This window comes from Rhodanobacter sp. C06, from assembly GCF_002001105.1.
GTDB lineage: Bacteria > Pseudomonadota > Gammaproteobacteria > Xanthomonadales > Rhodanobacteraceae > Rhodanobacter_A.
In genome coordinates, this window is the sequence record NZ_MUNP01000030.1 from 84,835 (window position 1) to 102,228 (window position 17,394).

General features: G+C 69.1%; 14 protein-coding genes. 3 read left to right on the plus strand and 11 right to left on the minus strand.

Annotation, left to right across the window (positions count from 1 at the left end):
- Positions 1-61: 61 nt before the first annotated feature.
- The 5 genes from B0E52_RS03245 to B0E52_RS03265 form a co-directional block, all read right to left on the minus strand.
- Complete coding sequence (locus B0E52_RS03245) at positions 62-964, minus strand: DUF4097 family beta strand repeat-containing protein (RefSeq protein ID WP_077481799.1); 903 nt, start codon at positions 962-964, stop codon at positions 62-64.
- A gap of 18 nt (positions 965-982) precedes the next feature.
- The gene (locus B0E52_RS03250) at positions 983-1,426 is read right to left on the minus strand and encodes a hypothetical protein (protein WP_077481722.1); all 444 of its coding nucleotides are present in this window, start codon (positions 1,424-1,426) and stop codon (positions 983-985) included.
- Positions 1,423-1,971, minus strand: a complete 549-nt coding sequence (locus B0E52_RS03255; RefSeq protein ID WP_077481801.1) for a sigma-70 family RNA polymerase sigma factor — start codon at positions 1,969-1,971, stop codon at positions 1,423-1,425. The genes B0E52_RS03250 and B0E52_RS03255 overlap by 4 nt, the downstream gene beginning before the upstream one ends.
- Before the next feature lie 112 nt (positions 1,972-2,083).
- Positions 2,084-3,862 carry a phosphoenolpyruvate carboxykinase (GTP) gene (locus B0E52_RS03260; protein WP_077481724.1) on the minus strand — a complete coding sequence of 593 codons (1,779 nt, stop codon included), beginning with the start codon at positions 3,860-3,862 and terminating at the stop codon, positions 2,084-2,086.
- Between the two features lie 124 nt (positions 3,863-3,986).
- Positions 3,987-4,565 (minus strand): TetR/AcrR family transcriptional regulator, encoded by a 579-nt coding sequence (locus B0E52_RS03265; RefSeq protein ID WP_077481803.1) that lies wholly within the window; start codon positions 4,563-4,565, stop codon positions 3,987-3,989.
- Positions 4,566-4,662: 97 nt separating this feature from the next.
- On the opposite strand from B0E52_RS03265, the gene B0E52_RS03270 reads away from it, so the two are divergent.
- The 3 genes from B0E52_RS03270 to B0E52_RS03280 all read left to right on the plus strand — a co-directional run bounded on the left by B0E52_RS03270 (position 4,663) and on the right by B0E52_RS03280 (position 8,614).
- Positions 4,663-5,580 carry an alpha/beta hydrolase gene (locus tag B0E52_RS03270; RefSeq protein ID WP_077481726.1) on the plus strand — a complete coding sequence of 306 codons (918 nt, stop codon included), beginning with the start codon at positions 4,663-4,665 and terminating at the stop codon, positions 5,578-5,580.
- A 19-nt stretch (positions 5,581-5,599) separates the two neighbouring features.
- Positions 5,600-8,074, plus strand: coding sequence for an acyl-CoA dehydrogenase (locus B0E52_RS03275; RefSeq protein WP_077481728.1), 2,475 nt, complete (start codon positions 5,600-5,602; stop codon positions 8,072-8,074).
- A gap of 69 nt (positions 8,075-8,143) precedes the next feature.
- The gene (locus B0E52_RS03280) at positions 8,144-8,614 is read left to right on the plus strand and encodes a hotdog fold domain-containing protein (RefSeq protein WP_077481730.1); all 471 of its coding nucleotides are present in this window, start codon (positions 8,144-8,146) and stop codon (positions 8,612-8,614) included.
- 4 nt (positions 8,615-8,618) lie between these two features.
- Here the strand turns inward: B0E52_RS03280 and B0E52_RS03285 are convergent, their stop codons facing one another.
- From B0E52_RS03285 to B0E52_RS03310, 6 genes are all read right to left on the minus strand, one after another.
- Complete coding sequence (locus tag B0E52_RS03285) at positions 8,619-9,620, minus strand: diguanylate cyclase (protein WP_077481732.1); 1,002 nt, start codon at positions 9,618-9,620, stop codon at positions 8,619-8,621.
- Positions 9,617-10,186: a chemotaxis protein CheB gene (locus B0E52_RS03290; protein ID WP_077481734.1), complete on the minus strand. Its 570-nt coding sequence runs from the start codon at positions 10,184-10,186 to the stop codon at positions 9,617-9,619. The genes B0E52_RS03285 and B0E52_RS03290 overlap by 4 nt, the downstream gene beginning before the upstream one ends.
- Positions 10,183-11,037, minus strand: a complete 855-nt coding sequence (locus B0E52_RS03295; protein WP_077481736.1) for a protein-glutamate O-methyltransferase CheR — start codon at positions 11,035-11,037, stop codon at positions 10,183-10,185. Before B0E52_RS03295 ends, B0E52_RS03290 begins: the two co-directional genes overlap by 4 nt.
- A gap of 7 nt (positions 11,038-11,044) precedes the next feature.
- Positions 11,045-14,683 carry a response regulator gene (locus B0E52_RS03300; protein WP_077481738.1) on the minus strand — a complete coding sequence of 1,213 codons (3,639 nt, stop codon included), beginning with the start codon at positions 14,681-14,683 and terminating at the stop codon, positions 11,045-11,047.
- A 112-nt stretch (positions 14,684-14,795) separates the two neighbouring features.
- On the minus strand, positions 14,796-15,695 hold the full coding sequence (locus B0E52_RS03305) for a type II CAAX endopeptidase family protein (protein WP_077481740.1): 900 nt from the start codon (positions 15,693-15,695) through the stop codon (positions 14,796-14,798).
- Positions 15,696-15,779: 84 nt separating this feature from the next.
- Complete coding sequence (locus B0E52_RS03310) at positions 15,780-17,381, minus strand: peptide chain release factor 3 (protein WP_077481742.1); 1,602 nt, start codon at positions 17,379-17,381, stop codon at positions 15,780-15,782.
- Positions 17,382-17,394 lie beyond the last annotated feature (13 nt).

Sequence of the window (17,394 nt, forward strand, 5' to 3'; positions counted from 1 at the left end):
GCATGCAGGTATCGGGCGCGTTGACCCGAAGCCCGCTCCGGTGGCGCCCCCGAGACCCGTATCAGTTTGCGGTGCGGATGCGCAGATCGCCGCTGAAGGTCTCGACGTTGATCGAGCCGCTGCCGTTGCCGAGGCGCGCATCGAGCTTGCTGCCGGGGCCGTGTTCGGACTTCTGCGCGCTGCCGAAATCGCTGCGCAGATCGCCGCTGAAGCTGCTGGCATGCACGGTGGCCGAGGTGCCGGCGGGCAGTTGCAGCTGCACGTTGCCGCTCATGCTGTCGATGCCGAGCTTGCCGTCCGGCGCGAGGCCGCCGGCGATCTGCACGTCCCCCGACACCGTGCTCAGCGTGAGCTGGCGCCACGGGCCGCCGCTGGCCTGGATGCGGCCGGAAATGGTTTGCAGTTTCGCCTGCTCACCCAGCACCGGGGCGAGGATGTCGCCGCTCACCGTCTGCAGGCTGGCCTGCGCGGCATGGCCGGCCAGTTCGATGTTGCCGCTGACGCTGTCGACGCTGAGCGAGGGTGTGCGCGCGTTGATCCGCGCGCGGCCGCTGACCGTGTTGACGGCGATGCCGCCGCCGTCCATGCCGTCGATCACCAGCGGTGCGCTGACCACGCGCACGTCCAGCGTGGCGCCGCGCGGCACATGCAGATCCAGCACGGTCGGCGCCATCCGGTTGTCGCTGCCCCAGTTGAACCAGCCACCACCGCCCTGGGGCTGCACCTCGATCGCGAGCTTGCCGTCGCTGCCGGTGATCGCCAGCGGCTTGGCACCGTCGCCGAGCTGGCCGCCCACTTGTACCGACGGGCGATCCCAGGCGGTGACGCGAACCTCGCCGGAGACGTTGCTGATGCTGATGCGCGCGGTGGGCGTGGCGGCATGCTGCAGGTTGATCGGCGTGTCGGCCAGGGCCTGACCAATGCACAGGCACAGCAGCAGGGGAGCGTAGCGTGTGATCTTCATGGTCATTCCTGGCGTGGATCAGCCGGCCTCGTGGACGAGATGGCGCAATTGCGTCTGTTGCCGTTCGGTGCGCACCAGCAGGCGCTGCAGCGCGGGCGAGTGCGGGGATTGCTGCATGGCCTGCTGGAGCTCGAGGCGGGCTGCGTCCAGCTCGATCGCCGCGCCGCCGAGGCGCGGGTCGGACGGGTTCCACGCCGATTTCGCGAGCGCGGTTGCTCCATCCGCCGCCGTGGTGGCGTTGCGGTGCAGGCGCAGGCCGATGCCGCCGGCCAGCAGGAAGGTGCTGGCCAGCGCGGCGGCCAGCAGCCAAGGCTGGTGCGTGGCGCGTCGCGTGGCTTGCGGCGCCGTCACATTGCCGTCGTGCGCTTCCAGTGCGGTGTCGATCGCGCTCCACAGGTCGCGGCCGGGCGCGATCGGCTGGCGCAGGCTGCGCATCTGCTGTCGCCATTCGAATTCGTTCATGGTGTTTCTCCCAAGGCCCGGCGCAGCAGTTGCCGCGCGCGATGCAGTTGCGCTTTGGACGTGCCGACGGCCATGTCGAGTTCGTTGCCGATTTCCTCGTGCCGCCAGCCTTCGATGTCGTGCAGTACCAGCACGGCCCTTGCGCGTGGCGGCAGCTTGCCGATGGCGCGCTCGAGTTCCTCGCGCTCGGCGGCGCAGAACGGGGTCTCGCCGTGCTCGGGCAGCTTGTCCTCGTCCACGTAACCGACCGGATCGGCGCGGCGGGCGCGGAGTTCCATCAGTGCCACGTTGATCGCGAGGCGGTACAGCCAGGTGCCGAACGCGCTCTCGTGGCGGAAGCCGGGCAGCTTTTGCCAGGCGCGCACGAAGGCTTCCTGGGTGAGGTCCTCCGCGCGGGCGTGGTCGTAGCCGGCGAGTCGGCACAGCGCGCCGTGGATGCGCTCGACGTGCCGGCGGTACAGTCGCTGGAACGCCAGTCGATCGCCGGCCGCCGCCGCGTGCACGTCGTCGGTGTCGTGATCTGCGGCAGCGGAGGCTGGCGGCATCGAGCGGTCGGTGGCGGGACAGGCGGCGATCATCTTGCCAGCTTGGATGCCGCCGCGGGCGCCAGGGTTTGCATCGTCGCGGATGCATCGATCCGCGACGATGCGGTCATCGTCAGGCCGTGGCCGCCTTGCGCGGCATGGCGTCGGCACCCAGTGCACCGGCCACGCGCTGCTGTTCCGCACGCAAGGCCGCGGGCAGGCGTGGGGCGAAGCCGTCCAGATACTCGCCAATGGCCACGAGCTCGGCTTGCCAGCCGGATCGGTCCACCGCGAGTAGCTCGGCCAGCGTGGCAGCATCCAGCTTCAAGCCGTCGAGCTTGAGTTCGCCGGCGGCGGGCAGGGTGCCGATCGGCGTTTCGGCGCCGCGCGCCTTGCCATCCACGCGCGCGATCATCCACTCCAGCACGCGCAGGTTCTCGCCGAAGCCCGGCCACAGGAACTTGCCGTCCTTGCCCTTGCGGAACCAGTTGACGTGGAAGATCTTCGGCAGCTTCGCGCCGGGCCGGTCGAACGACAGCCAATGTGCGAAGTAGTCGCCGTAGTGATAGCCGCAGAACGGCTTCATCGCCATCGAGTCGCGGCGCAGCACGCCCACCGCGCCGGTGGCGGCGGCAGTGGTTTCCGAACCCATCGCGGCGCCCATCAGCACGCCGTGGGTCCAGTCGCGGGCCTCCATCACCAGCGGCAGCAGCGAAGGACGGCGACCGCCGAACACGATCGCGCTGATCGGTACGCCCTGCGCGTCCTCCGCCTTCTCCGACCAGGTGGGGCATTGCCGCGCGCTCACCGTGAAGCGCGAATTCGGATGTGCCGCCGGGCCATTCGCCGGGTCATAGGGGCGGCCCTGCCAATCGGTGACCGGCGTGCCGGGCAGGCCTTCCCACCACGGCTGGTTGTCGGCGGTGACGGCGACGTTGGTGAAGATGGTGTCGTGCGCGATGGACTTCAGTGCGTTCGGGTTGCTGTTGTCGCTGGTGCCCGGCGCCACGCCGAAGAAGCCGGCCTCGGGGTTGATCGCGTACAGCCGGCCGTCCGCGCCGGGGCGCATCCAGCAGATGTCGTCGCCCACCGTCCACACCTTCCAGCCGCCCTTCCGATAGCCCTCGGGCGGAATCAGCATGGCGAGGTTGGTCTTGCCGCAGGCGGAGGGGAAGGCGGCGGCGATGTAGTGCGTGTCGCCCTGCGGGTTCTCGATGCCCACGATCAGCATGTGCTCGGCCAGCCAGCCCTCGTCGCGGGCCTGGTTGCTGGCGATGCGCAGCGCGTGGCACTTCTTGCCCAGCAGCGCGTTGCCACCGTAGCCGGAGCCGTAGGACTTGATCGTGCGCTCGCCGGGGAAGTGCATGATCCAGCGGCGCTCCGGGTCGAGTTCGCCGGTGGAATGCAGGCCCTTCACGAACGCACCCTCGCGCTCGATGCGTTCCTGCGCCGCCTTGCCCATGCGGGTCATGATGCGCATGTTGGCGACCACGTAGGGGCTGTCGGTGATCTCCACGCCGCAGCGCGACAGCGGCGAATCGATCGGGCCCATGCAGTACGGGATCACGTACAGGGTGCGGCCTTCCATGCAGCCGTCGAACAGCGCGTCGATCTTCGCGTGCGCCTCGGCCGGGGCCATCCAGTGGTTGTTCGGGCCGGCATCTTCCTGGTTTGGGTGGCAGACCAGGGTGAGGTGCTCCACGCGCGCCACGTCGGACGGGTTGGAGCGGTGCAGGTAGCAGCCCGGGTGGGTCGCCTGGTTCAGCTCGATCAGGGTGCCGTCGGCCAGCATCTGCCCCAGCAGCGCCTGGTATTCGGCCTCCGAGCCGTCGCACCAGTGGATCTTCGCGGGGCGGGTTTGTGCCGCCACCTCGCTGACCCAGCGTTCGAGCGCTTCCAACGTGCTTGCCATCGTGTCCTCACTGGTCTTGAGAAAAAAAAGTGGAGGAACCGTAGTTTGCGCGCACTGGCATTGCAAGGACAGGCGCAACAAAAACGGCGCCGCAGCGCCGTTTCGCAAACTCTTGTGGAGTTGGCTAAGCCGGGATCAGGGTGGCGATCATGTGTTCCACGTAGGCGTCGAATTCCTCGTGGTTGATGCGCGGCAGGCCCAGGGTGAAGTTCAGTTGCAGGAAACCGACGTAGGCAGCGTAGGTGAGCCGCGCGCGGTTCAGCGCCTCGCGCGGCGGCAGCCCGGCCTCGCGATAGGCGGTGTTGAGGAACTCGGTGCGCCGCTGCGACACGCGTGCCATCACCGGCACCACCAGCGGATGGTCCAGCGCCTTCAGCAGGGCGGCGTAGACGCGGTGCGGCTGCACCTCGTGCGCCACGCGGCGGAACAGCTCGGGCAGGCGCAGGCGCGGGTCGGCGATCTGCTCGATCTGGCCCAGCACCTCGCGCTCGCCGTATTGCTCCCAGCGTTCCAGCGCCGCCTGCAGCAGCGCCTCGCGGGTGCGGAAGTGCCAGTAGAAGCTGCCCTTGGTGACGCCCAACCGGCGGGCCAAGGCCTCGACCGCCAGTGCGCCCACGCCCTGATCGGCGATCATCTGCAGGGCGGCAACCTCCCAATCTTCCGCGGTGAGGCGGGTGCGTTCCGGTTTGGGGCTGGAATCCATGACCGTATGGTAGCCGCTGCGCCCCGCTTTGTAATCCACGGCGACGCCGATGAGGGCGGGTTGACGAGGCCGGATCGGGCAATCCATACTCATCCGTATGGAAAAGTTCGCGCCATCGATGCCAGCCAGCGACACCAGGTACGTCGCTACCGCCGACGGCCTGCGCCTGGCCGTGGAAATCTGCGGCGCCGCGGACGCGCCGACCCTGCTGTTCGCGCACGGTTTCGGCCAGACCCGTGGCGCCTGGGGCGGGACGGTCGCCGCGTTGACGGCACGGGGATGCCGCTGCGTGAGCTACGACGCACGCGGCCACGGCGAGAGCGGGCGACTGCCGGACGGCGCGGACTCCAAAGTCGGTTACCACATGCAGCAGTTCGCCGACGATCTGCTGGCGCTGGCCTGCGCGCAACCCGAACCGCCGGTGCTGGTGGGCGCCTCGATGGGCGGCCTGCTCGGTCTGGTGGCGGCGGGCGAGACGCGGCCGCCGCCGTTCCGCGCGCTGGTGCTGGTGGACATCACGCCGCGCTGGGAGACGAAGGGCGTGGAGCGCATCCTTGCCTTCATGCAGGCGCATCCGGACGGCTTCGCCGATTACGCCGAGGCCGCCGAGCAGATTGCCACCTATTTGCCGCATCGCGCAGGTCGCAAGAGCGAAGAACAACTCAAGCCTTTGTTGCGCGAAGGCATCGATGGCCGCCTGCGCTGGCACTGGGATCCGGCCCTGCTGGCCAGCGGCCTGGTCGTCGAGAGCGAGCGTTACCAGCCGCGCCTGTTCGCCGCGGCAGCCCAAGTGGACGTGCCGGTGCTGCTGCTCTCGGGTGCGCGCAGCGACGTGGTCTCGCACGCCACGGTCGCCGAATTCCTGCAGTTGGTGCCGCACGCGCGCCATGTCGAGGTGGCCGGCGCCACCCACATGCTGGCGGGCGACGCCAACGACGCCTTCACCCGCGAGATCGCAAGTTTCATTCGTACCCTGGACGATGCGGACGCCCGGCCGGGCGAACGCATCGCATGACCGTAACGAGGATGTCGAGATGGCCGTGATACTGACCCTGCTGGCGGCGCTCATCGCGAGCGGCGCCTGCGCCTACCACCGCAGCAGCTTGCGCACGTTCGCGGTTGCGGCGCCCGTGGCCACCCTGGTCGTGGGCCTCATGGCCGGCGCGCCGTGGACGACGATCATCCTGTTGATCGTCGAACTGGGCGTCGCGGTGCCGCTGCTGATGGATTCGTTCCGCCGCCGGCATATCACCGCGCCGCTCTTGAAGATGTTCGCCAAGGTCACGCCGAAACTGTCGGAGACCGAGCAGACCGCGCTGGAAGCCGGCACCGTGGGTTTCGAGGGCGAACTGTTCTCCGGCAAGCCGGACTGGGGCGAGCTGCTGAAGCAGCCGAAACCCGAGCTGAGCGTGGAGGAGCAGGCCTTCCTCGACGGCCCGGTGGAAGAGTTGTGCGGGATGATCGACGACTGGCAGATCACCCACGAGCTGGCCGACCTGCCGCCGGAGATCTGGGATTTCATCAAGAAGCACCGCTTCTTCGGCATGATCATCCCGAAGCAGTACGGCGGCCTGCAGTTCTCCGCGCTGGCGCATTCGGCGGTGCTGCAGAAGCTCAACAGCATGTCGGCCACGGTGGCCTCGACGGTGGCGGTGCCGAACTCGCTGGGGCCGGCCGAGCTGCTGCTGCACTACGGCTCGGACGAGCAGAAGAACCACTACCTGCCGCGTCTCGCGATGGGCGAGGAGATTCCCTGCTTCGCGCTGACCGGCCCGTACGCCGGCTCCGATGCCACCTCGATCCCCGACGTGGGCATCGTCTGCAAGCAGGTCGTCGACGGCGTCGAGACGCTGGGCATCCGGCTCACGTTCGACAAGCGCTACATCACGCTGGCGCCGATCGCCACCGTGGTCGGGCTGGCCTTCCGCATGTACGACCCCGAGCACCTGCTCGGCGACAAGGAGGACCTCGGCATCACGCTGGCGCTGCTGCCGCGCGCCACACCAGGCATGGAGATCGGCCGCCGCCATTTCCCGCTCAACATCCCGTTCCAGAACGGGCCGATCCACGGCAAGGACGTATTCGCGCCGCTGTCGGTGCTGATCGGCGGCCCGCACATGGCCGGCCATGGCTGGCGCATGCTGGTGGAATGCCTGTCGGTGGGGCGCGCGATCTCGCTGCCGTCGAACGCCACCGGCGGCATGCGCGCCTCGGCGCTGGCCACCGGTGCGTACGCGCGCATGCGCAAGCAGTTCGGCCTGGCGGTGGCCCGCTTCGAGGGCGTCGAGGAGGCATTGGCGCGGATCGGCGGCCTCACCTACGCCACCGCGGCGCTGTCGCGCGCCACCGCGGCGGCGGTCGATCGCGGCGAGAAGCCCGCAGTGCCGTCGGCGATCGCGAAGTACCACGCCACCGAATGGGCGCGCGTGGTGGCCGGCGACACCATGGACGTGCACGGCGGCAAGGCGGTGCAGCTCGGCCCGAAGAACTACGCCGGGCGCGGCTGGGCCAGCGTGCCGATCGCGATCACGGTGGAGGGCGCGAACATCATGACGCGCAGCCTGATGATCTTCGGGCAGGGCGCGATCCGCTGCCATCCCTACGTGCTGCAGGAAATGGAGGCGTTGTCCATCGTCGACTACGGCCAGCGGCTGCGCCGCTTCGACAAGGCGCTGTTCGGCCACGTCGGCTTCGGCATTTCCAACGCGGTGCGCAGCTTCGCCATGGGCTTGTCCGGCGGCCGCATGGGCGAGGCCGCGGGCGACGCCTACACGCGCCGCTACTACCGCAAGCTCAACCGCTACTCCGCGGCGCTGGCGCTGTGCGCCGACGTGTTCATGGGCGTGTTGGGCGGCAAGCTGAAGTTCAAGGAGAAGCTCTCCGCGCGCCTCGGCGACGTGCTGAGCTATCTCTACATCGCCAGCGCCATGCTGAAACGCTACGAGGACACCGGCCGGCCGGAGGCGGACCGTCCGTTCCTTGCCTGGGGCTTCCACGAATGCATGTGGCTGATCCAGAACGCGCTGGACGGCGCGATCCGCAACTTCCCGGTGCGCCCGGTGGCGTGGCTGCTGCGTGCGCTGGTGTTTCCGTTCGGTCGTCGCGAAGTGCCGCCGTCCGACCGCCTCGGCCGTCGCGTGGCTGCACTGCTCACCGCGCCGAACGAGGCACGCGACCGCCTGGTCGAGTGGGTGTACCTGAAGCCCACGGCGAACAACACGGTGGGCCGCATGAACGCGTTGCTGCCCGACGTGATTGCCGCCGAGCCGGTGGAGCGCAAGTTCCTGAAAGGGCTGAAGGCCGGCCAGTTCAAGGCGCACGACTACGACGGCCAGCTGGCCGAGGCGCTCGCCGCCGGCGTGGTGACCCAAGCCGAGCACGACCTGCTCAAGCGCGTGCACGCGGCGGTGTTCGAGTTCATCTCGGTGGACGACTTCGATCCGGACGAGCTGCGTGCGGCGGTGACGCGTGCGGACGAGCGCCGCAAGAGGCTGGCCGACGCGGCCTGAGCCGCGTCGCGACGAGGGCATCGACGAACGGGGCGCGCATCGCCCCGTTCGCTTCTCGGGAGAAGGTGCATGAGCGCGGCGCTGAAACTTTGGCACCGACTTTCCAAGTGGCCCGCTGGCCGCTGGCTGTACGGCCGGCTGATCTGCTTCAAGGCGCCGTACTTCGCCACCATCGCGCCGCGCTTCGTTGCGCTGGCGCCGGGGCGCTGCGAGATCGCGATACGCGACCGCCGCCGCGTGCACAACCACATCGGCACCGTGCACGCGATCGCGCTGTGCAACCTGGCCGAGCTGAGCGGCGGCATGCTGACCGACGCCAGCATCCCTGCCTCGATGCGCTGGATTCCCAAGGGCATGACGGTGGAATACCTGGCCAAGGCACGCGGCACCATGCACGCCGTTGCCACGCCGGATGCGCCGGCGGTGGAGGCGTCTGCCGGTTATGCCTGGCCGGTGCGGATCAGCGTGTGCGACGACGCGGGCGAGGAAGTGTTCCGCGCGCGCATCGAGATGTGGCTGTCGCCACGGCGCCGGGATTGATCGCTCAGGCGGCGTGCGCCACGTCGAGCAGGCAGCGGTTCTTGCCCGCGCGCTTGGCCTCGTAGAGCGCGCGGTCGGCGGCCTGGATCAGGGCCTCGTCCGAGGGCGTGCCGGGGTTCCACAGCGCGATGCCGATGCTGGCGCTGACCCGCGCCACCACCTCCCCGGCGGGGCCGGGCAGGGGATAGGGCAGTGCCAGGGTGTCGCACAGCTGTTGGCAGCGTTCGAGCAGCAGCGGCAGTTGCGCGGCGTCCTCGAGGATCAGCGCGAACTCGTCGCCGCCCAGCCTCGCCACGGTGTCGCCCGCGCGCACGTGCGCCCGCAGGCGCACGGCGATGGCCTGGAGCAGCGCGTCGCCGACCGGATGGCCGTGGGTGTCGTTGACCGCCTTGAAGCCGTCGATGTCGAGCATCGCCAGCGCGAAGCCGCGCCCGGGCGCCTGCGCGATGGCCTGGTGCAGGCGCTCGTGGAACAGCGCACGGTTCGGCAGGCCGGTGAGCATGTCGTGGGTGGCCTGGTGGCGCACCTGCGCCTCGACGCGCTGGCGCTCGGCGATCTCCGCCTGCAACTGGCGGTTGCGCTCGCCCAGTTCGCCCAGCGCCCGCTGCAGTTCCATGCGCGCGTTGTAGAGGTCGAGGAATACGCGCACCTTCGAGCGCAGGATCACGTCGTTGACTGGCTTGGCGATGTAGTCCACCGCGCCGGAGCGGTAGCCTTTCAGGCGGTTGAGGTCATCGGCGTAGGCGGCGGTGACGAAGATCACCGGCGTGTCGCGCAATTGCTCGGTCTCGCCGAGCAGGGTGGCGACCTCGAAGCCGTCCATGTCGGGCATGTTGACGTCGAGCAGGATCAGCGCGAACGCCTGCTCCAGGCACAGCGCCAGCGCCTCGTTGCCGCTGGTGGCCTCGACCAGTTCGGCGCCGCAGTCGCCGAGCAGGTGGCGCATCGCCACCAGGTTCGCACGGGTGTCGTCGACGATCAGCAGCTTCGGACGCGGGTCGGTCATGGCAGGCACAGCTGGTTGAGCAGGGGAGCGATCGCATCCAGCGGTACGCAGTGGTCGGCGCCGGCGCGGTCGAGTGCCGCCTGCGGCATCGCGCTGGCCAGCGCGCTGTCCGGCGATTGCACGATCGCGCAACCACCCAGCCGGCGCAACTCGCGCAAGCCGCCGGCGCCGTCGGCATTCGCGCCGCTGAGCACCACGCCGACCAAGGCGTGGCGCCATGCTGCGGCAGCGGAGGCGAACAGCACGTCAATGGAAGGACGCGCCAGGTTGACGCGCGGATCCGTCGACAGCGTGAAGTGCAGGTCACCTTCCACCAGCAGATGGTAGCCGGCGGGTGCGACCTGCACCGTGCCGCCGCGCACGGCTTCGCGCTCCGCCGCCTCGATCACCGGCAGCCGTGAGGCGCGGGCCAGCAGTTCGCACAGCAATTCCACCGTTTCCGAGCCGGTGTGGCAGCAGACCAGCACCGCCTGCGACAGGTGCTGATCGAGCCCGCCCAGCACCGTCTTCAGCGCCTCGGGTCCGCCGGCCGAACAGCCCAGCACGATCGCGGCCGGGCGTGTCATGGTCGCCGTTCCGACGCGACCGGACCGATGCGCCGGTAGATCCGCAGGCCGGCGTCGACGGGCGCGAAGTCGGCCTCGACAGGGCCGGGGCGCTCGCGCAGGCCCAGGCAAAGGAAGCCGCCGCGTACCAGCGAGTCGCGGAACAGCGCGAGGCTGCGCTGCTGCAACGGGTTGGCGAAATAGATCAGCACGTTGCGGCCAAGCACCAGCTGCGCCTCGCAGAACACCGCGTCGGCCACCAGGTTGTGTTGGGCGAAGGTGACGTGGCGGCGCAGCCGTCCGTCGAGCTTGAGCAGGCCATAGCGCGCGCTGTAGTAGTCGGCCAGCGAACGGCGGCCGCCGGCCGCCAGGTAGTTGCGCGACCATTGCTGCGCCGAGCGCAGCGGGTAGATGCCTTCGCGGGCGCGTTCCAGCGCATGCGTGCTGAGGTCGGTGGCGAAGATCTGGCTGCGCTCGTACAGCCCGGCCTCCTCCAGCAGGATCGCCAGCGAGTACACCTCCTCGCCATGGGCACAGCCCGCCTGCCAGATGGTGAGTTGCGGCCAGGAGGCGAGCCGGGGCAGTACCTGTTCGCGCAGCGCGCGGAACACCGAGGGGTCGCGGAACATGTCCGAGGCCGGCACCGACAGTCCCTCCAGCAGCTGCGGCAGCAGCGCCGGCTCGTGCAGCAGGCGATGGGTGAGCGCGCTGATCGCGCCGTCGCCGTGGTGCTGGGCGAGCTGGCGCACGCGGCGCAGCAGCGAGGCCGGCGCGTACTGGCCGAAATCGTAGCCGTGGCGCCGCCGCATCGCCTCGACGAACAGGTCCAGTTCGATGCCTTCGAGTTCGAGGTCGTCCGGCGGATGATCCACGATGGCCTCAGCGGCGCAACCAGACGCGGATCATCGAGTTGAGCTTGTCGAGGTCCACCGGCTTGGAGAGGTAGTCGTTCGCGCCGGCCGCGAGACATTGCTCGCGATCGCCGCGCATGGCCTTGGCGGTGAGTGCGATGATCGGCAGCTGGGCATGGCGCGGCTGCGCGCGGATCTGGCGGATCGCCTCGTAGCCGTCCATGCCCGGCATCATGATGTCCATCAGCACCAGCTCCAGCGCGGCATCCTCTTCGAGCATGCGCAGCGCACGCGGGCCGTCCTGCGCCATGCTGACCTTGAGGCCCCAGCCGCGCAGCACCTTGGACAGCGCGAACAGGTTGCGCATGTCGTCGTCGACCAGCAGCAGCTGGTGGCCCTGCAAGCCGTCGGCGACGTCGGCCGCGCTGGCGGACGGCTGCTGGCGGATGCGGTGCAGGAACAGGCTGACCTCGTCCAGCAGCCGGTCCGGCGAACGCTCGCCCTTGATCACGATGCTGTCGGTGTACTGGCGGATGCGCAGGCTTTCCTCGCGGCTGAGGTCGCGTCCGGAATAGATCACCACCGGCGGCACGCTGCCGCCCGCGGCCAGGCGTTCCAGCAGTTCCAGGCCGTCGAGGCCGGGCAGGCCGAGGTCCAGCACGGTGCAGTCGTAGGCGTTGTGCGCGATCAGCTCCAACGCCTGCTCGGCGGAAGCCGCCTCGTCGATCTCGACGCCATCCTGGCGCAGCAGGTTGCGCAGCGCGCTGCGCTCGGCGGCATCGTCGTCCACCAGCAGCAGGCGGCGGCTGCGGTCGCGCGCCACGTGCAACAGGCGCTCGACCGCCTCGTTGATCTGCTCGCGGCTGACCGGCTTGGTGAGGAAGCCCACCGCGCCGAGCTCGCGGCCGTGCTCGGCGCCGTCGGCGGCGGACAGGAAATGCACCGGGATCGCGCGCGTGGCCGGGTCGGCCTTGAGCTGCTCGGCCACCGTCCAGCCGTCGATGCCCGGCAACATCACGTCGAGCAGGATGCCCAGTGGCCGGTAGCGGCGCGCCAGCTCCAGCCCGCTCTCGCCGTTGGCGGCGAGCAGCATCGGATAGCCCTTCTGGCGCACCATGTCGGCGAGGATGCGCGCGAACGCAGGATCGTCCTCGACGATCAGGATCGGTGCCTCGCCGGGAACAATGCGTTCGCGGTCGTCGGGCAGGCTGCCCGGCAGCAGTGCGGGGCCGGGCAGCGGTCGGGCGGCGGGAGGCGGCGCTGGCGCCGCCGCGGTCGAGGCCGACGTGGCGGCCGCGCTGCGCTCGGGCAGCAGCAGGGTGAATTCGCTGCCACGGCCGCTTTCGCTGCGCAGCACGATGTCGCCGCCGAGCAGGGCGGCCATGCGCCGCGAGATGCTGAGGCCGAGGCCGGTGCCGCCGTACTGCCGGCTGGTGCTGGCGTCGACCTGCTCGAACGCCGCGAACACCTTCTCCAGCTTGTCGGCAGGGATGCCGATGCCGCTGTCGCGCACGCTGATCGCCAGCAGCGACGACGGGTCCGCCAGCGCGGCGGGCAGCACCAGTTCGGCGGTCGGGCGCGCGATGCGCACCTGCACCGAGCCGGCGGCGGTGAACTTGAACGCGTTCGCCAGCAGGTTGTTGACGATCTGCTCGAGCTTGCCGGGGTCGGTATGGATGTGTGCGGGCAGGTCTTCGGCCAGCTGCACGGCGAAGTCCAGCCGTTTGTCGCGGGCCACGTGGTCGAAGTTCCTGCGCAGGCTGCGGGCGAGATCCTCCAGCGCGTAGTCGTCCAGCGCCAGCTCCATCTTGCCGGCCTCGATCTTGGACAGGTCTAGGATGTCGTTGATGAGACGCAGCAGGCTGCTGCCGGCGTCGTGGATGATCTGCGCCGATTCGACTTCCTCGCCGTCCAGCCGGCCACCCGGATTCTCCGCGAGGCTGCGCGACAGGATCAGCAGGCTGTTCAGCGGCGTGCGCAACTCGTGCGACATGTTGGCGAGGAACTCGCTCTTGTACTGGCTGGCGCGCGCCAGTTCCTCCGCCTTCTCGGCGGTCTCCGCCTGCAGCGTCTCCAGCGTGCGCTTCTGCTCGTGCAAGGTGTCGCTCTGCAGGCGCAGTTCCTCGTTCGAGGCCTGCAGCTCCTCCGCCTGCACGCGCAGCTCCTCCTCGGAAACCAGCAGGCGCTGCGACTGCTCCTCCAGCTCCAGCGTCTTCGCCTCCAGGTTGTCGTGCGAGTCGCGCAGCGCTTCCTGCTGCTGGCGCAAGGTGATGCTGCTGACACGCAACTGGTCGGCCTGCTCCTGGGTCTGTTCGAGCAGGTCCTGGGTGCGCACCGCGCGGTTGAGGTTGTCCAGAGACAGCGCGATCACCGGCAGCAACTGCTCCAGCAACTGCCGCTGCGTTGTCGTCGGCGCCTCGAAGCCGGCGAATTCCAGCACCGCGATCAGGCGGTCGCGCAGCAGCACGGGCAGAATCAGCAGGTGGCGCGGCAGCGCGTTGCCGCTGCCGGAGTCGATGCGCAGATAGTCGTCCGGCAACTGGTCCAGTTCGATCGGCTGGTGGCCCAGCGCGCACTGGCCGACCAGCCCCTCGCCCGGCAGGTAGCGCACGGCGGGGTGAGCGCCCAGCCGCAGGCCGTAGCTGCCGATCAGGTCGAGTCGACCGCTGGCTTCGTCGTGCAGGTAGAGCAGACCGACGCCGGCCTTGAGCAGGGGCATCAGCTCGCCGGTCAGCTGCTCGGCGAATGCGCGGTGGGTGGTGGCCTCCTGCAGCTGCTGCGAGATCGCCGCGATTTCGCTCTTCAGCCGGGCGTTGTCGTGCGTCGCTATCGCCATCTCCTTGAACACCTGCAGCGCGCGGGCGATCTCGCCGATCTCGTCGCGGCGCTCCACCTGGCGGATCTCGACGCTGTGGTCGTGGTCGGCGAGCCGGTTCATCTGGTCGGTGATGCGCCGCAGCGGCCGGGTGATCAGGCGGTAGCACAGCGAAATCACCCAGACACCCAGCAGCAGCATCAGCACGCCGAATACCGCGTCGATCACGCGGGCGCGCACCATCAGTTGATCCAGGCGCGCGGTGCGGCTGGCCAGCAGGCCCTGCTCGGTGGCGCTCATCTGTTCGAGCAGGGCTAGGATGTTGGCGGACCGCACGGAGCGGTGGCTCATGTAGTCGGACTGGATGCGCTGCCGCTCGGTCGCCTGCTGCGTCGGATCCAGCGCACTGAGCTTCTGCAACGGCGCGATCGCGCCGTCGTGCACTTCCTGGAGCCATTGCGCCACCAGGGTTTCGAGCCTGTCGATACGCAGCTGCTCCACCGGGTTGTCGGTGGTCAGCGTGCGCAGCTTGCGGGCAAGGCCGCCGAACTCCTGCACGCTGGCCGTGTAGGCGGCGAGCTGTTCGGGGCGCTGGTCCAGCAGGTAGCCACGGATGCCGACCTGGGCGGTCTTGGCGGCATGGTGTATTTCGTCGATTTCCTGCATCACCGCATAGGTGTGCACGTACCAGTGCCGCGCCACGTCCTGCTGGCGCAGCGAATCGAGCATCAGCAGGTTGGCGGCCAGCGAGACGCCGAGCAGCAGCACGATGGCCAGCTGGATCTTGCGTTGGATCGGCTGATTCGCCAGCCAGGAATATTTTCGGGGCGTCGTGCGGGTCGTCGCGGGCATGGTCGTGTCGCCGAACGTTTCGAGGGCTGGCCGGTGCACGTCCCTGCCGTGCGCGGGTGTGGCGCACAGCCTAACCGCTGTGGACGTCAAGCCATAGTCGGCGACCGACCGGTCAGCGCCGGCGCCAGCTCGGCGGCACCAGCGAGTGTCGCCGCAGGGCCACCGCCAGCAGCGCGGCCGAGCACAGCAGGCACAGCGTCAGCGCCACCACCGAGGCCTCGGCACCAAACACGCCGCCACTGAGCCAGTCCGGGCCGGTGCGGGTGGAAACCAGCCAGCCGTCGGCCTTCAGGCCCGAGACCGGGATGCCGTAGACCGTGCCCTGGCAGAAGTTCCAGGCCGCGTGCAGGCCCATGCAGATCGGCAGCGAGCGGGTGACATGGTAGAGCAGGCCGAACAGCAGGCCGGCCTCGATCGCGATGGCGGCCGAACTCCATGCGGTGGCGCCCGGATTGCCGGCATGCGCGAAGCCAAAGAACAGCGCCGAGATCAGCAGCGCCGCCCAGGTGCCCAGGCCTTCCTCGGTAACGCGGAACAGCACGCCGCGGAACATGATCTCCTCGCCGATGCCGGCGCCGATGCCGGTGACCAGCAGGGCCGGCAGCCAGTCGGCGTGCGGATTGAAACCGGTGACGTGGTAGCTGCCCAGCAGCCACAGCACGCCCACCACGGTGCTGAACAGCAGGCCGCCCGCCAGCAGGCCGCCAAGTGCACCGGGCCAGCGCCGCGGCGCCAGTTCTTCCGGCTTGCGGCGCTCGACGACACGGACCAGGAACACGTAGGTGACGATCGCCGGCAGCAGCACGACCGCAAGGTAGGTCAGCGCCGAGCTCAACGGCGTCTTGGCGATGCCGTGCATGAGCACGTGGACGAGCGCCGAACTCGACCGGTTCAACGCGATGAACAGCACCATGAAGATCACGATGCGCGCCAGCGGCGAGCACACCAGCCAGCGTTTCCATGACGGCGCGGTGGCCGGCGGGACGTAAGCGAGCGACGGCGTGCCATTCATGTAAGCAATCCCCTGGATGATTGCCGCAAAGCCTAGTGGGCGTGCGGGGTCCCGTCTGCGTGACTTCCGCCACGCGCCGTCGCGTCACATTTCCACGGATGTCGCATGCTCGCGCGTGGCGGCGAAGCGCACCGCGGGCGCGCGCTCCTGCGCCAGCTGCAGGTTCACCCGCGAGGGCGCGAGGTAGACCAGTTCGCCGGCGCCGTCGATCGCGAGGTTCATCGCGTTCTTCTCGCGGAATTCCTCCAGCTTCTTCTCGTCCGCGCAGTGCACCCAGCGCGCGGTGGCCACGGTCACCGGCTCGAACACCGCGTCCACGCCGTACTCGTCCTTGAGCCGGTAAGCCACCACGTCGAACTGCAGCACGCCCACTGCCCCGAGGATCAGGTCGTTCGACATCAAGGGTCGAAAGAACTGGGTGGCGCCTTCCTCGGACAGCTGGGCCAGGCCCTTCTGCAGCGCCTTCATCTTCAGCGGATCGCGCAGGCGCGCGCGGCGGAACAGCTCGGGCGCGAAGTTCGGGATGCCTGTGAAGCTGACATTCTCGCCTTCGGTGAAGGTGTCGCCGATGGAAATCGTGCCGTGGTTGTGCAGGCCGATCACGTCGCCCGGAAACGCCGTCTCCACGATCTCGCGGTCGCTGGCCATGAAGGTGAGCGCGTTCGCGATGCGCACTTCCTTGTTCGTGCGCGTCTGGATCATCTTCATGCCAGCCGCGTAGGTGCCCGAGCACACGCGCATGAAGGCCACGCGGTCGCGATGCGCCGGATCCATGTTTGCCTGGATCTTGAACACGAAACCGGTGAGCTTTTCTTCCTCGGGCGCGATCTCGCGCGTGGTGGTGGCGCGGGCGCGCGGCGCGGGCGCGTGCTCGACGAAGAAGTCCAGCAGCAACTGCACGCCGAAGTTGTTCACCGCCGAGCCGAAGAATACCGGGGTGAGCTTGCCGGCGAGATAGTCGTCGAGGTCGAACGCGGGCGCGGCGCCCTGCACCAGTTCCAGTTCCTCGCGCAGCTCGGCCAGCGCCTCGTTGCCGATCGCGGCTTCCAGGCCGGGCGCGTCCAGGCCCTTGAAGATGGTGGAATCCTGCCGGGTGAAGTTCTTGCCCTGTTCGAACAGGTGCACCTCGTCCAGCAGCAAGTGGTACACGCCCTTGAGCCGCTTGCCCATGCCGATTGGCCAGGTCAGCGGCGCGCAGGCGATGCCCAGCACCGACTCCACCTCGTCCAGCAGTTCGATCGGCGAGCGGCCCTCGCGGTCGAGCTTGTTGATGAAGGTCATGATCGGCGTGTCGCGCAGGCGGCACACCTCCATCAGCTTGATCGTGCGCTCTTCCACGCCCTTGGCGCAGTCGATCACCATCAGCGCCGAGTCCACCGCGGTGAGCACGCGGTAGGTGTCCTCGGAAAAATCGGCGTGGCCCGGCGTGTCGAGCAGGTTGACGATCTTGCCCTCGTACGGGAACTGCATCACCGACGAGGTCACCGAGATGCCGCGCTCCTTCTCCAGCGCCATCCAGTCCGAGGTGGCGTGGCGCGCCGCCTTGCGGCCCTTCACCGAGCCGGCCATCTGGATCGCGCCGCCGAACAGCAGCAGCTTTTCCGTCAGCGTGGTCTTGCCCGCGTCGGGATGGCTGACGATGGCGAAGGTGCGGCGGCGGCGGGTTTCGGCGAGATGGGTGGGCATGGTGACGGATCGA